The organism is Allobosea sp. AK1, assembly GCF_006714945.1.
Taxonomy (GTDB): Bacteria; Pseudomonadota; Alphaproteobacteria; order Rhizobiales; family Beijerinckiaceae; genus Allobosea; species Allobosea robiniae.
Genome location: NZ_VFMG01000001.1, coordinates 3875003 through 3894445, shown reverse-complemented (window position 1 = coordinate 3894445; position 19443 = coordinate 3875003). Strand labels below are relative to the sequence as shown.

The following is a 19443-nucleotide window of genomic DNA, read 5'->3' as shown; positions in this document are numbered from 1 at the left end:
GCTCGTCATTCTCGGGCGGAGCGCAGCGCAGACCCGAGAATCTCTCTCCGAAAGAGGCTCCAGAGCCTTCATGTCATGAGATGCTCGGGTCAAGCCCGAGCATGACGCGCCTCTATCGAAAAGCGCTTTCAGGCCCGCCCTTCGGCAAGATAGCGCTTGGCGAGGAGCTTCGCCTCCTCCACCGCCGGCTGGTCGAACGGGTCCACACCCATGGCGTAGCCGGTCAGGATCGTCTCCAGCATGAAATGCATCAGCATCTCGCCATGGCTGGTCTCGTCGATACGCTCGACATGGAAGCGACGCACTGCGCAACCGTTCCTGGCGAAGGTGTCGATCATCGCGATGCCCTGCGCCGCGACGAGGTCGCCGATGGTCTTGCCGGCGAAATCGGCCTGCCCGATCTTTTCCGCCAGGGCGGCGTCGATCTGCGGGCCCTTGCCCTTCACGCTCGTGGTGATGACGGTGAAGAACTTGTCCTTCGGGCCGGCGAGATAAAGCTGCTGCTGCGAATGCTGGTCGACCGGGCCGAGCGCGCCGACGGGCTGGGTACCCTGCCCGTCCTTGCCGAGGCTTTCGGCCCAGAGCTGCATCCACCAGCGCGTGAGCAAAGCCAGCTTGTCGGCATAGGGCATCAGCACGGCGATGTTCTTGCCCGAACGCATCGCAGCGAGATGCAGCGCGGCGCCGAGCGCCGCAGGCGTCTCGCGGACATCCTTGCCGGCGAAGAGCGGCGCGACCGCGCGGCTGGCGCCGAGCCGGAGCGCCTCGATATCGAGGCCGAGCACGGCGGCCGGCAGCAGGCCGCAATTGGTCAGCACGGAATAGCGCCCGCCGACATCGGTGTGATGTTCGAGGAAGGGCGTGCCGAAGGGTTCAAGCAAGGCGCGCAGGGGATGCAGCTTGCCGGGCTTGGCCGGCTCGGAAAGCCCTTCGAAATGCGTGCCGATCTGCTGATCGGTCAGATGCGCGCCGCGCAAAGCCTCGATCGCCGCGATCGACTGCAGCAAAGTCTCGCCGGTGCCGCCCGATTTCGAGATGGCGACGAATTTGGTGGTCTTGAGCGGCAGCTTGGCCAGCAGGGCCGCATAGGTCGCCGGGTCGAGATTGTCGATGAAATGCACATGCGGACCGGGCGTGAACTGCGACAGGCCGACGATGCCATAGCCGGTGAGCTGCGCCAGCGTCTGGCCGCCCAAGCTGGAGCCGCCGGTGCCGAGCACCAGCACATCGGTGGTGCCGCCGGATTTCAATCGCTCGGCGGCTGCCTTCACCGGGCCGAGATCGGCGGTGTCACTTGGCAGCTTGAGGAGCGGCAGGGAACCGTCCTTCGCCTGCGCCTGCAGCTTCGCCAGCGCCGGTTTGAGATCGGCCAGAGCCTTCTCGAAGGCGCCATCGGGGATGCCGCCCTTGCCGACCTTGGATTCGAGCGCGAGATCGAAGCTTTGCTGAGGCATGAACCCTATCCGTAACAACAGAAGAAGGAGGCTATTTCAGACCAGTGCGACGGGCTTGCCAACCGCCTGGACGAGCAGTTCGGGCTTGCCGAACAGGCGCTGCGCGACGCGCTTGACATCGGCCAGCGTCACGGCCGCGAAGAGGCCGTTGCGGCGAGCGAGGAAATCCGGCGTATCGCCACGCAGCGCCAGCGCCAGCAATTCCCCGGCAATCTTCGGCGAGGTGTCGAAGCGCAGCGGGTAGGAGCCGATGATGTAGCGCTTGGCCTCCTCGACCTCGTGCTCGGTCGGGCCGTCCTCGGCGAGCTTCAGCATTTCCTCGCGGATGACCTTCATCGATTCCGCCGCGCGGTCGTTTCGCGTGGCGGTGCCGCCGACCAGCATGGCGCTCTCGCGCATCGGCATCAGGCTGGAGGAGACGCCATAGGCAAGCCCGCGCTTCTCGCGCACCTCCATGAAGAGGCGCGAGGTGAAGGCCGAGCCGCCGAGGATGTGATTCAGCACGCTCGCGGTCATGAAATCCGGATCGTCCCACATCAGCCCCGGCGCGACGAAGCGCAGCACCGTCTGCGGCACGTCGAGATCGATGACATGGGTCTGGCCGAGGCCCTGGATCGGCAGGGGTTGCGCCGGGCGAGTCCGTGCCTCGCCCTTGGGCAGATCCCCGAACAGCGCATCGAGCCGCCCGGCGAGTTCGGCCGCGCTGATATCCCCGACGACGACGACCTTAAGCCCGGCGCGATCGAGCAGCGTCGGCCTCAACGCCTTCAGCGCGGGAGCTTCCAGCTTGGAGACGCTGTCGATATCGCCCTTCTCGGGCCGGCTGTATGGGTGCCCCGGGAAGGCCGCGGCATAGAGCGCGTTGCGGCACATCACCTCGGGGTTCCTCGCCTGACGCTGCAACCCGGCGATGACCTGGGCGCGGACGCGGCCGACGGCGTCGGCATCGAAGCGCGGCTTGTTGAGTGCCAGGCCGAGCAGATCGAAGGCCGTGTCGCGATGCGTGGAGAGGGTCTGCAGATAACCGTGGAAATCGTCGCGGCGCGCTTCGAAGCCGAGGCTGATGGCATGGTCGGCCATGCGGCCCTGGAACGCCTCGGCATCGAGATCGCCGGCGCCCTCGTCGAGCAGACCGGAGATCAGATAGGCGCTGCCGGCGGCGTTCTCGGGATCGCGGCTGGCCCCGCCATCGAAGGCGAAATCGACCGCGATCAGCGGCAGGCTGTGCTCCTCGACCAGCCAGGCCTCGATGCCGCCGGGCGAGCGGACCGTCTGGACGGCGATGGCGGGGCCGGCCGTGTTGAGCTTGGGCGTCGGAATCGGGGCGTTCATGTCGCTTCCTGTCGGCGGAACCTGATCTCCGCCCGTTCGATAAGACGGCGGCGTCAGGCCGGCAGCAGCAGGCCGGTGACGCTGCGATCAGGTTTGAGGTAGCGGCGCACCGCCTCGACGATCGCCTCGCGGCCGACGGCCTCGATACGCTGAGGCCAGGCGAGCACATCCTCGACGGTCTCGCCCACCGCCAGCGCCGAGCCGAAGATGCGGGCAAGCGAGGACTGGTTGTCGCGCGCGAAGACCGTTTCCGCCACCAGCCGCGTGCGGGCCCGCGCCAGTTCCAGCTCGGTCGGTCCGTCAGTCAGGAAGGCGGCGAGTGCCGCATCGAGCCCGGCCTCCATCGCCGCCATCTCGACGCCGGGGCGCGGGCTGGCAGAGATCTGGAACGCCGCACGGTCGACCATCGAGGCCATGAAATAGGCGTTGGCGCCGGCAGCCAATTCGTCTTCGACGCAGAGCTTGCGGTAGAGCCGGGAGGTCGTGCCGCCGCCGAGGATCTCGGCTGCGAGTTCGAGCGCCAGAACCTCGTCGCGCTCACCGGCCGTATAGGTCGGGGTCAGCCAGCCGCGACGCAGCGAGGGCTGCTGCACGCGCGGATCATTGAGCTGGACGCGGCGCGAGGCGCGCGGTTCCGGCTCGATCGGGCGCGAGCGGACGGGCGCCGCGCCACGCGCGGCGATCCTGCCATAGGTTTCCTCCGCGAGGCGACGAACCTCGGCGGCATCGGTATCGCCGGCGACGACCAGGATCGCGTTCTCCGGCGTGTAGAAGCGCTGGTAATAGGCGAAGGCGTCATCCCGGCTCAGGCGCTCGATCTCGTGCTCCCAGCCGATGATCGGCGTGCCGTAAGGGTGGTGGAAGAACAAAGTCGCGGAGAATTCCTCGCCGAGTTGGGCGGCAGGATCGGAATCGACGCGCATGCGCCGCTCCTCCAGCACCACGTCGCGCTCGGGCGCGACCACGCCCTCGTCGAAGGAGAGGCCGGTCATCCGGTCGGCTTCGTAATCCATCATCGCGCGCAGGTGTTCCTTCGGCACGCGCTGGAAATAGGCAGTGTAATCGAAGGAGGTGAAGGCGTTCTCCTGGCCGCCGAAGCCGGCGACGATCTTGGAGAACTCGCCGGCCGGCCAGCGCTCCGTGCCCTTGAACATCAGGTGCTCGAGGAAATGCGCGATGCCCGACTTTCCGGCCGGATCGTCGGCCGAGCCGTTGCGATACCAGACCATGTGGGTGACGACCGGCGCGCGCCGGTCCTTCACCACCACGATATCGAGGCCGTTGGCCAGCCGGAACGATTCGACCGGCTGCGCCAGGTCGGTCCCTTGCGCATGGATGTTCACCTGGTGCCGTCTCCTCGATCGAAAAAAGGGCGGGCGCGACGCGCCCGCCCTTCTGAACAACTTGGTCAGGCGTCCCTGCTTCGGCAAGGGGCAATCGGGTGCGGCGACCTGGCCGCAGCCATGGCGCCTTTCGTCGATGCCGTACCGCCTACTGCATCACCGGGCCGCGCCCGGTCGAGAATTCACGCGCACCGACAGCCTGCTTGTCTTCCACCGGGCCGCGCTGGCCCGGGCCGATCGCGGCCGTCGAAGCCGGACGGCGATAGCCAACCGGCGGTTCGGTCAGGGTGCGGCGCGGCGGCTCGGAGCCATAGGCGAGCGTATCCTGATCGACCTGGTTCTGGCGCGCGGCCATCTCGCGGCCGATGCGGATCGGCTTGATCTGGTTGTTGTACATATTCTGCTCTTCCGAGACCATCGGCCCCGTCGGCTGGCGCGCCGCAGTCCGGCCGCGGCGGATCTCCTGCGGCGACATGATCGGATTGTTCTGCAGGCCAAGCGCCGACACGTAGGGCAGTGCGTTGGCCTCGTCCTTGCGGCGCTGGACATCCGGATCGTTCGGCCAGGCGGCGTTGCGCTCGCTGGCCGCCTCCTGCGGACGCGGCAGCGTCGAATTCGGCGGAACGACCAGCGGCGCGCGGGCGCGATAGTCGATATCGCCGCCGTCGCCCTTGCCCATGATGCCTTCCATCAGGTTCTTGAACAGCATGCCGTCCTGCGCGAAGGCCGGCGAAGCGGCAAGCACAAGCCCGCCGGCGATCAGCAGATGAGCCACGCGAATGCGTCCGGCCATGTCAAATCTCCCTTCGGACAATCCCGCCATGTCTGAAACCCAGACGAACGGCAAAACAATGGCGAAACCGTCGTTAAGCTGTTTTTTCTGTGCTCGGGCGGAAGGACTCATACAGCAGACCGAGCACCCCGACAACGATCGCGACATCGGCGATGTTGAAGATATACCAGCTGAAACTGCCCCAATGGAAATGCACGAAGTCGACGACCGCGCCATAGACCGCGCGATCGACCCCGTTTCCAAGCGCTCCGCCGATGATCAGCGCCAGGCTGAACACGGAAAAGCGCCGCGGCTCGCGCCACATCCAGCGCCAGAGCCAGACGGCCGCGACGAAGGAGATGACGACGAGGAACCAGCGGCCGAGATCGGTGCCCTGCTGGAACAGCCCATAAGAGATGCCGCGATTCCAGGCCAGCACGATCGTCAGGAAGGAGGCGAGATCGTACGGCCCGTTCTCGGCCAGCCCGACGCCATAGAGCAGCCAGCATTTCAGGAGCTGATCGGCGATGAAGACGATCAGCACCGTCAGTAGGCCAAGACGGCGGGCGGAGGTCATCAGGCGCGCACTCCCAGCTCCTTGAGCGCCTTGGCATCGCGCGGCGTTACCTGGGGATAAGCCTTGTCGGCCTTCGCCGGATCGAAATACTTCCAGGAGCGGGCGCATTTGATGCCGGCCGCGCGATGCGGCACGACCGCGACGCCCGGCACATCGGCGAGGCGGAAGGCCTCGGCCGGCCCCTCCCCGCTCTCGACGCGGATGCCGGAGGTGATGCTGATCTCGGCGAGATCGGCGCCCGACAGGGCCGCGTAAAGATCGCTGTCGGAGACGAAGACCTGCGGCGCTGCTTCCAGCGAGGAGCCGAGGCGCTTGGCCGCGCGCTCAAGCTCGAGCGCGCCGGTGACGACGCGACGCACGCGCCGGATCTTCGACCACCGTTCGGCCAATTCGGGATCGAGCCAGCCGGCCTGTGCCGCGACGAAGCGCTCGAGATGGACCGAACCCTCGCCCGCCTTCTGGTCGGGATAGCGGTCGAGCCAGGCTTCCTCGGCGGTGAAGACCAGAATCGGCGCGAGCCAGGTTGTGAGACACCGGAAGAGATGGTCGACAACGGTCAGCGCGCTCTTGCGGACATGGCTCGACAGCGGATCGCAATAGAGTGCGTCCTTGCGCACGTCGAAATAGAAGGCTGAGAGCTCGGTGTTCATGAACTGCGAGAGCAGGAACACGACCTTCTTGTAGTCGTAGGTGCGATAGGCTTCCTCCACCTGCGGGCCGAGTTCGGCCAGCCGGTGCAGCATCAGCCGCTCGAGCTCCGGCATGGTCTGCGGCTCGGAGACGCGGACATCCTCGCTGAAATGCGCGAGCGTGCCGAGCATCCAGCGCATGGTGTTGCGCAGCTTGCGATAGGTCTCGACGAAGGTCTTGAGGATCTCCTTGCCGATGCGCAGGTCGTCGGAATAGTCGGCCGCCGCGACCCAGAGGCGCAGGATGTCGGCGCCCGAGTCCTTGATGATGTCCTGCGGGGCGGTGACGTTGCCCTTCGACTTCGACATCTTCTCGCCCTTCTCGTCCAGGCAGAAGCCATGGGTCAGGACGATGTCGTAGGGCGCCCGGCCGCGGGTGCCGCAGCTCTCGAGCAGGCTCGAATGGAACCAGCCGCGATGCTGGTCCGAGCCTTCGAGATACATCACGCGATCCTTGCCACCATCGCCGCGGCGACGGGCGCGCAGATCGGCGCGCTTCTCCAGGGTGAAGGCATGGGTCGAGCCGGAATCGAACCAGACGTCGAGCACGTCGGTGACGCGCTCGTACTGCGCCGGATCGTAGCCGAAGGGCTTGAGGAAGCGGGCGCCGTCCAGATCGGTGAACCAGGCGTCGGCTCCTTCCGCCTCGAAGGCCTCGGCGATCGCCGCGTTGACCTTGGCATCGACAAGGATCGCCTTGGTTTCCTTCTCGACGAAGACGGTGATCGGCACGCCCCAGGCACGCTGGCGCGAGACGACCCAGTCCGGCCGGTTGGCGATCATGCCGGTGATGCGGTTCTCGCCGGCGGCGGGAACCCATTCGGTCTCCTTGATCGCCTTGAGCGCGCGGTTGCGCAGCGTGTCGGTGTTGCCGCCCGCGACCGGCTGCGGATCGGCGGCATCCGGCGCGCCGGCCTCGCCGATCGGCTTGTCCATGGCGATGAACCATTGCGGCGTGTTGCGGAAGATCACCGGCTTCTTCGAGCGCCAGCTATGCGGGTACTGATGCTTCAGGCGGCCGCGCGCGATGATGTTGCCGGCCTCGACCAGCGCCTTGATGACGACGTCGTTGGCGTTGCCCTTGTCGCCCTTGTCGGTGATGACCTGCGCGCCCTCGAAGCCCGGCGCTTCCTTGGTGAAACGGCCATCGGCATCGACGGTGTAGGGGATGCGGGTCTCGATGCCGCGCTCGGTGAGCTGACGGCCATTGGCCATCCAGACGTCGAAGTCCTCGCGACCGTGGCTGGGCGCGGTGTGGACGAAGCCGGTACCGGCATCATCGGTGACATGGTCGCCGTCGAGCAGCGGAACGACGAAGTCGTAGCCGCGGCCGCGCAGCGGATGGGCGGTGGTCAGCGTGGCCAGATCATCGGCCGTGACATCCGCGACGAGCTCGAAGGCTTCGACCTTGGCCGCCTTGAAGACGCTCTCGGCGAGATTCTTGGCGAGAATATAGGTCGCGCCGGTCTTCGCCCAGTTGTTCTCGGGCGCAGCCGTGACCTTGTAGAGGCCATAGGCGACCTTGTTATGGAACGAGATCGCGCGGTTGCCCGGGATCGTCCAGGGCGTGGTCGTCCAGATCACGACACCAGCACCCGCGAGCGCGGCCGGGCCGTTCAACACCGGGAACGGCACATAGATCGTGTCGCTGACATGCTCCTCGTACTCGACCTCGGCCTCGGCCAGCGCGGTCTTCTCGACCACCGACCACATCACCGGCTTGGAGCCGCGATAGAGCTGGCCGGTCTCGGCGAATTTCATGATCTCGCGGGCAATCTGCGCCTCGGCCGGATAAGCCATGGTCAGATAGGGGTTGGCCCAGTCGCCCTCGACGCCGAGGCGCTTGAATTCCTCGCGCTGGACATCGACCCAGTGCTCGGCGAAGGACCGGCATTCCTTGCGGAACTCGACGACCGGGACGTCGTCCTTGTTCAGGCCCTTGGCGCGATACTGCTCCTCGATCTTCCACTCGATCGGCAGGCCGTGGCAGTCCCAGCCCGGCACGTAGTTGGAATCGTAGCCGAGCATCTGCTGCGAGCGCGTGACGAGGTCCTTCAGCACCTTGTTCAGCGCGTGGCCGATATGGATGTTGCCGTTGGCATAGGGAGGGCCGTCATGCAGGACGAAACGGTCCCGCCCCTGCCCGGCTTCGCGCAGCTTGCGGTAGAGATCCATCTTCGCCCAGCGGGCGAGCAGCTCCGGCTCGCGCTGCGGCAGGCCGGCGCGCATCGGGAACTCGGTCTGCGGCAGGAACAGCGTCTGGGAATAATCGACGCCGTCGGCAGCGATCTCGGCGGCTTTGGCAGTATTGGTCTTGTCGGTCATCATCCGGCTCGGGCAGTCGGGACGTCAGGCCGGTCGATGGGCCTCGGGCGTCCACTCTTGAAACGGGAAAAGCGGTCTTCAACCCGGACTGCGCAAGCGCCCGCGCCTAATCTAGCGCGAGGCGGCAGCCGGGCCCGTAATTCGCCGGGAAAGATCGATCGACAAGGCGCGATTGGCGAGCATGGAGGGCTTCTAGCAGGCAGCGCTCAAGGAAGGAAGGGCGGCGTATTCGCCAGAATGTCGCGCGCACGGGCGCTGTCGGCGTCCATTTGCACGATCAGGGCTTCCAGCGTGTCGAACTTCTCCTCGCCGCGCAGCCAGTCGACGAAGGCGACATCGACGCGCTCGCCATAGAGATCGCCGGAGAAATCGAAGACGAAGGTTTCCAGCCGCGGCGCGCCGTCGTCGAAGGTCGGGCGGCGGCCGAAGCTCGCGACGCCGTCATGCCAGACGCCGTCGATCTTCATCCGGACCGCATAGATGCCGTGGCGCAGCCGGCAATCGCGGGCGAGCTGCATGTTGGCGGTGGGATAGCCGAGCTCGCGCCCGCGCTTGTCGCCATGGGCAATGAGCCCACGCACCAGCCAGGGCCGGCCGAGGAATTCCGCGGCGCGCGCGACGTCGCCGGCTTCCAGCGCCGTGCGGATCAGCGTCGAGGAAACCGGCTCGCCCTGCCAGGAATAGGGTGGCACGACCGCAACCGGAATGCCGGCGGCGAGGCCATGGGCCTGCAACATCTCGGGCGATCCGGTGCGGCCTTTGCCGAAATGGAAATCGTAGCCGCAGACGAGGCCGGCGGCGCCGAGCCGACCGACAAGCAGGTCGTCGATGAAGCTTTCGGCAGGAATCGCCGCGATGTCGCGGTCGAAGGGCAGGACGAAGACCTGGGCAAAGCCCGCCTGCGTCAGCCCTTCGAGCTTGAGCTGCGGCGAGGTCAACCGGAAGACCGGCTCTTCCGGGCGAAAGACGCTGCGCGGATGCGGCTCGAAGGTGAAGGCGGCCGGCTTCGTGCCGAGATCCTGCGCCATGGCGCCGGCGACACGGGAAAGCTCGGCATGGCCGCGATGGACGCCGTCGAAATTGCCCAGAGCCAGGACGGCACCGCGGAAGGCTTCGGGAGTGGGCTTGTCGAGGTCAAGGACCACGGCCGTCGGCTCGGGGCGGTCAGGCGCATCGGCTTGGAATGGCATCAATCGGGAACGTCCACGTCCACCTGCCCTGAAACGCGGGCGATGACCGTCTTTGCGGCGAAGGCCGGCGGGGCGTCAAGACCGCGCGCGGACGGAAGATCTCAGGCTCGCGGCTTCGGCGGCATCGCGACCCAGGCCTCGCCTTCCATCACGGCCTTGCCGTCGACGAGGCATTCGCAGAAGAAGCGTGCCCGGCGGCGCTCTGCCACGAGTTCGACGACCTCGACGCGGGCCGTGACCACGTCGCCGATCTTGACCGGCGCCAGGAAGGTCAGCGTCTGCGAGAGATAGACCGCACCCGGCCCCGGCAAACGCGTGCCGAGCAAGGCGGAGATCAGGCTCGCGGTCAGCATGCCATGGGCGATGCGCTGGCCGAACTTGGTGTTGGCGGCGAAATGGTCGCAGAGATGGATCGGATTGGCATCGCCGGACAATTCGGCGAAGAGCGCGACGTCCCGCTCCATCACGGTCCGCATCAGGCTTTCGCTCTGGCCGATGGCCAGATCCTCGAAGGCGTGGACGGTGTAGAGCCCGCCGGGCATCGGCTGAACGGTCATGGATCACGCGCGGCCCGCGGACCTGCGCCCTCCTGTCTGCGATCCGGCCAAGCATCTCGCAACTGCAGCATCAACGCAATTAAACTTTGGTGCGGCGCACGCTTCTGCCCTTGCGTCACTTCGGCATCGAATTAACCGGTTCGCAAGGCGCTGCGGCTATCAACTCGGACGAGCGGCACGGCGCTGGTATGTCCCGGCACCGCGACCGTCATGCCTGGAGCATCGCAATGGCTCTCGACCCGTCCATGCCGATCCTCGTCGTCGACGATTACCAGACGATGGTCCGCATCATCCGCAACCTGCTGAAGCAGCTCGGCTTCGAAAATGTCGACGATGCCTCGGACGGCTCGGCCGCGATCTCGAAGATGCGCGACAAGAAATACGGCCTTGTGATCTCCGACTGGAACATGGAGCCGATGAGCGGCTTCGAGCTGCTCCAGAAAGTCCGCGAGGAGACCGCGCTGTCGGAAACGCCGTTCATCATCGTCACCGCCGAATCGAAGACCGAGAACGTCGTCGCGGCGAAGAAGGCCGGCGTCAGCAACTACATCGTCAAGCCGTTCAACGCGCAGACGCTGAAGACCAAGATCGAATCGGTCTGCGTCGCCGCCTGACGCGCGCCCGTCATTGCGAGCACAGCGAAGCAATCCAGGGGGACAGGGTTAAGACGCCCAGCCCAGCCCTCCTGGATTGCTTCGTCGCTTCGCTCCTCGCAATGACGGAGGAGCGGCCTCAATCTCACCAGACCAGATGCGGCATCGCATAGGCCGGACGATGCGTCTGCCGGCCGAACCAGCCGTGACGCTCATCCCATGACGCTTCCATCAGATCCTGGGCGTGGATGCCGGCCAGCACCATGATGCCGGCTGCGCCGAAGGCGTCGGCGCCGGCGATGTCGGTGCGGATCGCATCGCCCACGGCGCAGATCCTGTCGCGGGCGATCGCGCTTCCCCGCGCCTTTTCGGCGGCAGCCACCGCCGCCTCGTAGATCGGCCGATGCGGCTTGCCGGCATAGACCACCCGTCCACCGATCTCCTCATAGGCCAGCGCGACCGAGCCGGCGCAGGGAATGATGCGCCCGCCGCGCTCGACCACGAGATCGGGATTGGCGCAGATCAGCGGCAGGCCGCGCGCGGCGAAACCGGCAAGCAGGTCGGCATAGGTTGCCGCCGTGTCGTTCTCGTCGTCGAACAGGCCGGTGCAGAGCACATAGGCCGCCTCATTCGGCCCGGTCTCGCGCACGTCGAGCCCGGCGACCAGCGGCAGATCCCGATCGGGGCCGAGGCGGAACATCGGCTCGCCCGCCCGCTCGCGGATCAGCGAGCGGCAGACATCGCCGGAGGTAACGATGGCATCCCAGGCCTCGCGCGGCACGGCGAAATTGTCGAGCTGACCGACGATGACCTCGGCCGGCCGCGGCGCATTGGTGACGAGGACGACGCTGATACCGCGCTCGCGCATCCGCATCAACGCCGCGACCGCATCCCGATAGGCGGCGACGCCGTTATGGACCACGCCCCAGACGTCGCACAGGCAGAGATCGAAACGATCCGCGACCTCGGAAAAGCCCGAAAGCGGAAGGGTGGAAGCGATCCCCGATGGCGACACTGTCTCGATCTCCGGCGGCTGCATCAATGAAAGGCGAGCTTCGCCCCTCGACAAGGCCTGATCTAGACGGGATTCGCCGGAAGCGGAACCGGAGACCGCGGCGGGCGGCCGCGCGTCAGGCGCTGGCGCGGCGCAGCACGGCCCGGAAGGGCAGCCGCTCCGGCGGCGCTTCCTGTGCAGCGGCGCCAGGGAAAGGCAGCGGTGCCGGCGAACCCTTGTCCTGGCCCAACAGGCGCTCGGCAATGCTCTGCGGCGGGGGGCGCTCGGCCTCGGCAGGCGCGGGAGCAGGCGGCGCCACAGGCCTGGGCTCCGGCTCGGCGAAAACCTCGGGCTTGACCGGACGCGGCGGCGAAAAGGCCAGACCCTGCCCCATCGTGGCGCCAAGCTCGATCATGCCGGCGGCGGCGGGATTGTCCTCGACCTGGTCTGCGACGAGGGTGATCGCGACGCGGGCCAGCAAGGCGGCGAGGTCGCCGGCCGCGATGTCGCTCTGGATCCGGCCTTCGACATGCGCCAGGAGCAGCGCAGCCGGCGCCTTCACATAGCGGATGCCCCGATCGAACAGGGCGCGCGGGTCGAGGCGCAGGTCCGCGAGTTGATCGAGCGCGAAACGAACCCCGTTCGCCGACATCGCGCCGAGCAGGCCGAGGCTGGTCGGGTCGAGCTCGCGGAAGACCGCCTGCGGCATCTCGATGACGAGATGGCCTGTATGCTCGCGGTATTTGTCGAGGATGCGGGTCAGGGTGGCCAGTGCCCGCGACGACGTCCAGGTCGCGTTGCTGAAATTGCAGGAGACAAAGATGCTCCCGTCCTTCGAGCCGAGATGGCGAGCGATCGCCAGCGCCCGCGTCAGGACAAGCGCGTCCAGCGTCGGCCCGAAGCCGCGCGCTTCGACGGTCTCGATGAACTCATGGGGCAGCAGCAGCGTGTTCTCGTCGAGCCGCAGGCGCGCCAGCGCCTCGTAGCCGCAGGTCCGGCGCTGCGGCAGGGAGACGATCGGCTGCAGATGGATCTCGAGCCGGCCCTCTCCCAGAGCCTTGCCGATCAGGGCGGCCCGTTCGGCCTCGGCCTCCTCGCGCGCCGCAGCAGCGGCGGCGGTCCGTCCGGCAGCAAGCTTCTCGGCTCGTTCCCGGCGCATTGCTTCCGGGTCGAGCACCACCTCGGGCACTGGCGCGGCAGCCGCAGCGGCGACAGGGTCCGGCAGGCGCGCCAAGACGTTCTCGTGATCGGCGAGCGTCGTCGCCACCTGATGGATCAAGTCGCCGAGCAGCCCGACCTCGGCGGTCAATTCATGGATCGCGGCCCGTGCCGGTGCGGCATCGGCATCGCGCATCGGCATCTGCTCGACGCGTTGCGACAGGGCATCGAGGCGGATGGCGTTGGTGGCGAGACGGACCTTGACCTCGCCAAGCCCCGCCATGGCCTGTTCGTGCCGGGCAAGGCCGCGCCGCTCGAAGGCTCGCATCGCCAGCATGAAGCCGGCTCCGGAAGCCAGAAGGCCCAGCGCCGCACCGAGCCCGCCCGGCAGCAGGATCGCGACGGCAGCGCCGGCCGACAGGCCGGTCACGGCGCCAGCAAGAGGGTGCAGGGCTTTCAGGCGGGCAAGTGCCACGGCAGCGTTCGCGCCACGTCGAGGAATCGGATTGGGGACCGAATCACGGCCTCAGAGCGCAGATTAACCTTCTCGGCGAGGTTAAGCGAGCGATCCGCCTCATTTCCGCCACAGCCGGGCTTGCCGCTCCTGACTTATGGTTTGTTCAGCCCGAGCGCGGTCAGAATCCTGTCGATCACCGACCGGGAAAATGCCCGCCTTTCGAGAAAAGCGCGGGGGCTCTGCGCGAAAAGCGGGGATTTCTCGGCCAACTGGGCGAGCGCCTTCGCCTGTTTCTCCGGGTCGTTGTCGGCAGCGGCCTTGAGCGCCTGGCCGAGCAGGCTGAGCTGGCTCGTGTCCGCGACCAGCATCCCGGCATGGCTCTCCGACGCTTTCCCGGCGCCGATCAGGTAAGCGCCCAGGAATGCATAGAAATCATATCGCGGCGGACGGGCGACGCTGAGCGCGGTCGCGCGTTCCAGCAGCGGCAACCCTTCGGGCGAGCGATCGAGCCGCACGTAGAGCGCCCCCATGTCAGCCAGGATCTCCGGATCATAGGGGTTGCGGGTCTGTGCCTCGCGACCCATCTGGATCGCCTCTTCGGTGGCGCCGCGCAGCAGCAGCACCTTCATCATCGCCTGATAGGCCCGCGCTCCGGACGGGGCGAGGCGGATCGCCGTCAGCGCCGCCGCGAGAGAGCGGTCGAGCGGAGATCGCGCATCGCCTGTGTCATCCTGCGGGTCCGTGCCCGGCGAGGCCGGAGCCAGGCCGCGTTCGCCGAGCGTCATGATCGCGAGATGGGCCCAGGCCGGATAGAAACCCGGGTCCTGCTCGACCAGCTGGGCCAGGCAGAGCCTGGCAGCCTGGTGCATCTCGGGCAGCATGGCGCGGCGCGCGTCGAAGGCCTTCAGGATGCAGCGGATGGCGGGAGACGGCGAGAACTGGCGCGCATCGGCCAGAATGATGCCGAAGGGCTCTGTCAGCCGCGTCGCCAGCCGCCGCGCCATCTCGGCCAGATCGCTTTCCTGCAGCGCCGCGAGCGAGAGGCGGTTCGACGAGGTCGTCCAGACGATGCGCCCGTCCCGGACGAAGCGCAGGCGGCCAAGTCCCTCGGCCCCGCCATTGACGCCCTGCGCGTCCATCTCGAACACATAGTCGATCTCATCCGAAAGGGCGGAGCCAGGCGACGGCGTCTTGATCGTCACGAGATCGTCGAAGCGCGCCATCGCATCGACGAGCAGCGCCGAGAAGCGGCGCAGGATATCGGCGAGCCGGGGATCGGAAGGCGGATTGGGAATCGTGATCGCGACACGCACGAGGCGAGGCGCCGCTGCCGCCTCGGGCAGCGCGTCGACGGCCTGCCCGACCGCAGCCGATTTCGAGGCTTCGGATACGACCGATCCGCGCGGCGGCGCCAGATACCACCAGCCGAGCGCGAGCAGGCCGAGCGCAAGCGCGGCGAGGGTCAGGCCGGCCCAGCGGCGGGCCGTGCGGCGATCCGGCTCGGGCGCATCTTCGAATCCGTCGGCTGCAACCCGGCTCCCCTCGCCGCCGAACCAGGTGAAGACCGGGACATAGCCGCCCACCGGCATCGAAATCTGCACGGGGTCATCGCGGCCGTCCCCGGCATAATATTGCGCCAGCGACCGCCTCAGCCGCCCGGCCTCGACGCGGACGATCGGATCGATCTGCGGATTGAAGTCCGCTGGCCGGCCAAGGCCCTCGACCGCGATCGTGTAGCCTTTCAGCTCGGCTGCGCGCCCTTCGACCGTACGCTCGACGATGAAGCTCAGAAACGCCGAAAGCTGGGGAGCGGCGCGGAAGGTGTCGGAGACGAGGACGCGGTCGAGACCCGCGCGAATGATCGCCGCGGCTCGGACATCCAGCCGTCCAGGATCATCTGCGCCTTCCGTCATCGGGGTCCGTTCAGTTTGTCGCCCCCACCAGGGGAGCTTACGCCATTGGCGACCTAACGTCACCCGCAGCCGGCTTCGAGCCGTCATCCGCCGGACGCAGCCTTGGGGCGCCATGATGGCGATTTACAGGCCGCTGGCTCCTGCTAGCTTTAACCAAGGTTAATCCACAGGGGTCCTCGAATGACGTCAGCATCCTCCGCCATCGCCGCACCGAACGACCTCGAAGCCTACTGGATGCCGTTCACGGCCAACCGGTCGTTCAAGAAGAACCCGCGCATGGTCGCGCGGGCCGAGGGCATGTTCTACTACACGCCCGACAACAAGCCGGTCATGGACGGCACCGCCGGCCTGTGGTGCTGCAATGCCGGCCATGCCCGCGAGCCGATCATCCAGGCGATCCAGGCCCAGGCGCGCGACCTCGACTACGCCCCCTCCTTCCAGTACGGCCACCCGAAGGTCTTCGCCGCCGCCGCCCGCATCGCGGCACTGGCGCCGGGCGATCTCGACCATGTCTTCTTCGCCGGCTCCGGCTCTGAAGCAGGCGATTCGGCGCTCAAGATCGCGCTCGCCTACTGGAACATCTCCGGCAAAGCCGCCAAGACCCGCCTGATCGGCCGCGAGCGCGGCTATCACGGCGTCGGCTTCGGCGGCATCTCGGTCGGCGGCATGTCGAACAACCGCAAGTTCTTCGGCTCGCTGCTCACCGGCGTCGACCATCTCGCCCATACCTATGACCGCGAGAAGCAGGCCTTCAGCAAGGGCGAGCCGGAATACGGCGCGCATTTCGCCGATGATCTGGAACGCATCGTCGCGCTGCACGACGCCTCGACCATCGCCGCCGTGATCGTCGAGCCGATGGCCGGCTCGACCGGCGCCCTGCCGCCGCCGAAGGGCTATCTCAAGCGCCTGCGCGAGATCTGCGACAAGCACAACATTCTCTTGATCTTCGACGAGGTCATCACCGGCTTCGGGCGACTGGGCTTCGCCTTCGCCGCCGAGCGCTACGGCGTGATCCCCGACATGATCACCTTCGCCAAGGGCGTGACCTCCGGCACCGTGCCGATGGGCGGCGTGATCGTGCGCAAGCATATCTACGACGCCTTCATGGGCGGCCCGGACAACGTCATCGAGCTGTTCCACGGCTACACCTATTCGGGCCATCCGCTGGCGGCGGCCGCCTGCCTGGCGTCGCTCGACATCTACCGCGACGAAGGCCTGTTCGAACGGGCGCGCGCGATGGAAGGCGCCTGGGCCGATGCGGTGATGAGCCTGAAGGGCGAACCGAACGTCGTCGACATCCGCACGCTCGGCATCGTCGGCGCCGTCGACCTTGCGCCCCGCGCCGACGGCGTCGGCAAGCGGGCCTTCGAAGCGATGGACCGTCTCTTCCGCGAGGAAGGGCTGATGGTGCGGACGGCCGCCGATACGATCGCCTTCTCGCCGCCGCTGATCATCACGGAGAGCCAGGTTGACGAGCTGATCGGGAAGCTGCGCCGGGTGATCCGGGCGGTTGCGAACTGAAGCAGCGTTCGACAGGGAGCTGATTGAGATGGATCGGCGCACTTTTCTCACCGCGGCGAGCGCAGCCCTTGTGGCGCGCCCGGCCGCGGCGCAAGCGCCGGCTCGCCAATGGCAATCCCAGTCTCTCACCGAGGCGGGTTTCAAACCCGATGCGAGCGAACGCCTTGAGAAGGCCTTCGCAGACGGCGAACTGAAAGGGCTCCATGGCCTTGTCGTGCTCCGGCACGGCAAGATCGCGATGGAGCACTATTTCAGCGGCGCGGACGAAATCTGGGGCGACAGCCGCGGTACCGTCGCCTTCAATGCCGACGAGCTCCACGACCTCCGTTCCGTGTCGAAGAGCATCGTCGGCCTGATCTACGGCATCGCGCTCGGCGAAGGCCTGGTCCCGAAACCGGACGCTCCGGTGCTGGCGAGCTTCCCGGATTATCGCGATCTTGCTGCCGATGCGGACCGGCAGCGCATCAAGATCGAGCATGTCCTGACCATGAGCATGGGCCTCGCCTGGGACGAGAGCCTGCCCTATACCGACCCGCGCAACAGCGAGATCGCGATGGAGCGGGCAGCCGATCGCTATCGCTTCATCCTGGAGCAGCCGATCACCCGCCCGCCCGGCGAGGCCTGGACCTATAGCGGCGGTGCTACGGCCCTGCTGGGCCATCTCGTCGCCAGGGGTTCCGGCCAGCGCCTCGGCACGTATGCTTCGAGCCGCCTGTTCGGGCCGCTGGGGATCGGGCATTTCGCCTGGACGAACGGCATGAACGGCGAGGAAGCCGCGGCATCGGGCCTGCGCCTGCGTCCACGCGATCTTGCCGCGATCGGGCAACTCCTGCTGGACAAGGGCAATTATGGCGGGCGGCAGATCATACCGGCCGATTGGGTGGAACAGGCGCTCACCCAGCGCATGCAGCGGCAGGACGGGCTCGGCTACGGCTATCAGTGGTATCTCGGCCGCGACCGCGCCGGCGATCCCTGGTACGGCGCCGAAGGCAATGGCGGGCAGCGCCTCATCGTCGCGCCCAAACAGCAGATCGTCATTGCCGTCACGGCCGGGAACTACAACCTCCCCGGCAATTCGCGGCTGCCGCTTCGCGTGGCGAGCGAATTCGTCTTCGGCAGCCTCGCTCAATAGGCGGCGCGCCGTTCAGACGCGCCGCAACTTGTTGTAGCGCGCGATCAGCCTGTCGCGCTTGAGTCGCGACAGGCGGTCGATCCAGAAGATGCCGTCGAGCTGGTCGATCTCGTGCTGATGGCAGACGGCCAGCAGGCCGTCCGCGTCCTCGCTCTGCTCCACCCCGTCGAGATCGTGATAGCGCACCCGGACATGGGCATGGCGTTCGAGTTCGTCGGTCACGCCGGGCATCGAGACGCTGCCCTCGACATGGCGGATGGTCTCGCGTGAGACCCCGTCCAGCACCGGATTGGCATAGGTCCGGACGTCGCCGGGCGTCAGCTCCAGCACCACCAATCGCTGGGACACGCCGACATGCGGCGCGGTGATGCCGATGCCGGGCGCCGCGCGCATCGTATCGAGCAGATCGGCCGCCAGTTCACGTAGATCGGCATCGAAGCGCGTGACGGGTGCCGCCGCCACGCGCAGGCGCGGATCGGGGAAACTCAGGATCGGGCGTGGAGGCATGCGTAGGCTCGGTCTTCGCTATCCCGGTTCAGGCCCCGCTTCCCTAGCGGATCGCGGGTCCTGACCCCAGCAGGGACATCTTCACTTCGTCGTGTAGCCACCATTCACGAGAATGGTTTGCCCCGTCATCCACCAGCCGTCCGAGACCAGGAAGCGGATCCAGGGGACGATATCCTGGATGTCGGTCAGGCCCGTCTTTGAAAAGGGTGAGAGCGCGGCGGCCGTCTTGTGGTAGGCGACCGCATCGGCGCCTTCCGCCGGATAGAAGAACGGCGTGTCCATCGGCCCCGGCCCGATCGCGGTGACCGAGATGCCGCGGGCACCGAATTCCTTCGAGGCTGCGCGGGTGTAGTGCTCGACCGGCGCCTTGGTGCCGGCATAGCTCGCATAGAACGGCGTGAAGGCGCCGAGCAGCGAGGTCACCAGCGTGCAGACCTTGCCGTTGTCGCCGACCTGCTTGCCGGCCTCCTTGAGGAAGAAGAACGCCGTCTTGGAGTTGACCGCGCTCATCTCGTCGAACTCGGCCTCGCTGATTTCGACCATCGGCTTCTTCAGGACCTTGCCGACCGTGTTCACGGCGATGTCGATCGAACCCATCGCCGCCTTGGCGTCAGTGAAGAGCTTCTCCATCGCAGCCGCCGAGGTCAGGTCGGCCTGAAACGCATAGGCTTCCGCACCGGCTGCCTTGATCGCCGCGAGGGTCTTCTCGGCCTCGGCCTTGGCCGACGTGCTGTTGTAGTGGATGGCGACGGCTTTCGCGCCCTGCGCGGCGAGGTCCTTCGCCAGCAGACCGCCGAGATTCTTGGCGCCGCCGGCGATCAGAACCGTCTTACCCTTGATGCCGTGATCGGCCATCCCATGCTCCTGTTCACTCGCAATCGATGGCCACAAGATACCGTCCCAAAATCGGCTATAAAGATTTTGATCAG

The 19443-nt window shown here is 67.0% G+C and carries 16 protein-coding genes; 3 read left to right on the top strand and 13 right to left on the bottom strand.

The genetic code is table 11. The features are described 5' to 3' along the window. Positions 1-128: 128 nt before the first annotated feature. The 8 genes from FHT98_RS18760 to FHT98_RS18725 form a co-directional block, all read right to left on the bottom strand. Complete coding sequence (locus FHT98_RS18760) at positions 129-1454, bottom strand: glucose-6-phosphate isomerase (protein WP_142114901.1); 1326 nt, start codon at positions 1452-1454, stop codon at positions 129-131. Positions 1455-1490: 36 nt separating this feature from the next. Further along, complete coding sequence (locus tag FHT98_RS18755; protein ID WP_142114900.1) at positions 1491-2786, bottom strand: M16 family metallopeptidase; 1296 nt, start codon at positions 2784-2786, stop codon at positions 1491-1493. A 53-nt stretch (positions 2787-2839) separates the two neighbouring features. Further along, a complete protein-coding gene (locus FHT98_RS18750; RefSeq protein ID WP_248309253.1) occupies positions 2840-4129 on the bottom strand; it encodes a M16 family metallopeptidase in 1290 nt (429 codons plus the stop codon). A 148-nt stretch (positions 4130-4277) separates the two neighbouring features. Then, entirely contained in the window at positions 4278-4922 is a 645-nt protein-coding gene (locus tag FHT98_RS18745; RefSeq protein ID WP_061964961.1) for a hypothetical protein, read from the bottom strand. Positions 4923-4995: 73 nt separating this feature from the next. After that, positions 4996-5478 carry a signal peptidase II gene (gene lspA / locus FHT98_RS18740; RefSeq protein ID WP_142114899.1) on the bottom strand — a complete coding sequence of 161 codons (483 nt, stop codon included), beginning with the start codon at positions 5476-5478 and terminating at the stop codon, positions 4996-4998. Beyond that, positions 5478-8492, bottom strand: coding sequence for an isoleucine--tRNA ligase (ileS, locus tag FHT98_RS18735; protein ID WP_142114898.1), 3015 nt, complete (start codon positions 8490-8492; stop codon positions 5478-5480). The genes lspA and ileS overlap by 1 nt, the downstream gene beginning before the upstream one ends. A gap of 206 nt (positions 8493-8698) precedes the next feature. Next, entirely contained in the window at positions 8699-9682 is a 984-nt protein-coding gene (locus tag FHT98_RS18730) for a bifunctional riboflavin kinase/FAD synthetase (RefSeq protein ID WP_142114897.1), read from the bottom strand. Positions 9683-9783: 101 nt separating this feature from the next. Next, on the bottom strand, positions 9784-10239 hold the full coding sequence (locus FHT98_RS18725; protein WP_244511894.1) for a MaoC family dehydratase: 456 nt from the start codon (positions 10237-10239) through the stop codon (positions 9784-9786). Between the two features lie 227 nt (positions 10240-10466). On the opposite strand from FHT98_RS18725, the gene FHT98_RS18720 reads away from it, so the two are divergent. Further along, complete coding sequence (locus FHT98_RS18720) at positions 10467-10853, top strand: response regulator (RefSeq protein WP_061964967.1); 387 nt, start codon at positions 10467-10469, stop codon at positions 10851-10853. A 124-nt stretch (positions 10854-10977) separates the two neighbouring features. On the opposite strand, the gene FHT98_RS18715 is transcribed toward FHT98_RS18720, so the two are convergent. The 3 genes from FHT98_RS18715 to FHT98_RS18705 form a co-directional block, all read right to left on the bottom strand. Then, a complete protein-coding gene (locus tag FHT98_RS18715) occupies positions 10978-11847 on the bottom strand; it encodes a TIGR01459 family HAD-type hydrolase (RefSeq protein WP_248309252.1) in 870 nt (289 codons plus the stop codon). Between the two features lie 115 nt (positions 11848-11962). Beyond that, the gene (locus tag FHT98_RS18710; protein WP_142114896.1) at positions 11963-13459 is read right to left on the bottom strand and encodes an EAL domain-containing protein; all 1497 of its coding nucleotides are present in this window, start codon (positions 13457-13459) and stop codon (positions 11963-11965) included. A 134-nt stretch (positions 13460-13593) separates the two neighbouring features. Next, entirely contained in the window at positions 13594-15354 is a 1761-nt protein-coding gene (locus FHT98_RS18705) for a tetratricopeptide repeat protein (RefSeq protein ID WP_142114895.1), read from the bottom strand. Between the two features lie 180 nt (positions 15355-15534). Here FHT98_RS18705 and aptA point away from each other — a divergent pair, with 180 nt between their 5' ends. Then, positions 15535-16875, top strand: coding sequence for an omega-aminotransferase AptA (gene aptA, locus FHT98_RS18700; protein ID WP_061964973.1), 1341 nt, complete (start codon positions 15535-15537; stop codon positions 16873-16875). 28 nt (positions 16876-16903) lie between these two features. Further along, positions 16904-18007 carry a serine hydrolase domain-containing protein gene (locus FHT98_RS18695; protein WP_142114894.1) on the top strand — a complete coding sequence of 368 codons (1104 nt, stop codon included), beginning with the start codon at positions 16904-16906 and terminating at the stop codon, positions 18005-18007. Positions 18008-18019: 12 nt separating this feature from the next. Here FHT98_RS18695 and FHT98_RS18690 read toward each other — a convergent pair whose 3' ends face one another. Both FHT98_RS18690 and FHT98_RS18685 read right to left on the bottom strand, forming a co-directional pair. Further along, on the bottom strand, positions 18020-18514 hold the full coding sequence (locus FHT98_RS18690) for a peptide deformylase (RefSeq protein WP_142114893.1): 495 nt from the start codon (positions 18512-18514) through the stop codon (positions 18020-18022). 81 nt (positions 18515-18595) lie between these two features. Next, the gene (locus FHT98_RS18685) at positions 18596-19369 is read right to left on the bottom strand and encodes an SDR family oxidoreductase (RefSeq protein WP_142114892.1); all 774 of its coding nucleotides are present in this window, start codon (positions 19367-19369) and stop codon (positions 18596-18598) included. Positions 19370-19443 lie beyond the last annotated feature (74 nt).

Bases quoted from the DNA above. Each gene is read 5' to 3' on its own strand.
- FHT98_RS18690 (WP_142114893.1), bottom strand. From the start codon at position 18,514: ATGCCTCCACGCCCGATCCTGAGTTTCCCCGATCCGCGCCTGCGCGTG.
- FHT98_RS18755 (WP_142114900.1), bottom strand. From the start codon at position 2,786: ATGAACGCCCCGATTCCGACGCCCAAGCTCAACACGGCCGGCCCCGCC.
- FHT98_RS18695 (WP_142114894.1), top strand. From the start codon at position 16,904: ATGGATCGGCGCACTTTTCTCACCGCGGCGAGCGCAGCCCTTGTGGCG.
- ileS (WP_142114898.1), bottom strand. From the start codon at position 8,492: ATGACCGACAAGACCAATACTGCCAAAGCCGCCGAGATCGCTGCCGAC.
- FHT98_RS18720 (WP_061964967.1), top strand. From the start codon at position 10,467: ATGGCTCTCGACCCGTCCATGCCGATCCTCGTCGTCGACGATTACCAG.
- FHT98_RS18685 (WP_142114892.1), bottom strand. From the start codon at position 19,369: ATGGCCGATCACGGCATCAAGGGTAAGACGGTTCTGATCGCCGGCGGC.
- FHT98_RS18730 (WP_142114897.1), bottom strand. From the start codon at position 9,682: ATGCCATTCCAAGCCGATGCGCCTGACCGCCCCGAGCCGACGGCCGTG.
- lspA (WP_142114899.1), bottom strand. From the start codon at position 5,478: ATGACCTCCGCCCGCCGTCTTGGCCTACTGACGGTGCTGATCGTCTTC.
- FHT98_RS18705 (WP_142114895.1), bottom strand. From the start codon at position 15,354: ATGACGGAAGGCGCAGATGATCCTGGACGGCTGGATGTCCGAGCCGCG.
- FHT98_RS18745 (WP_061964961.1), bottom strand. From the start codon at position 4,922: ATGGCCGGACGCATTCGCGTGGCTCATCTGCTGATCGCCGGCGGGCTT.
- FHT98_RS18760 (WP_142114901.1), bottom strand. From the start codon at position 1,454: ATGCCTCAGCAAAGCTTCGATCTCGCGCTCGAATCCAAGGTCGGCAAG.
- aptA (WP_061964973.1), top strand. From the start codon at position 15,535: ATGACGTCAGCATCCTCCGCCATCGCCGCACCGAACGACCTCGAAGCC.
- FHT98_RS18725 (WP_244511894.1), bottom strand. From the start codon at position 10,239: ATGACCGTTCAGCCGATGCCCGGCGGGCTCTACACCGTCCACGCCTTC.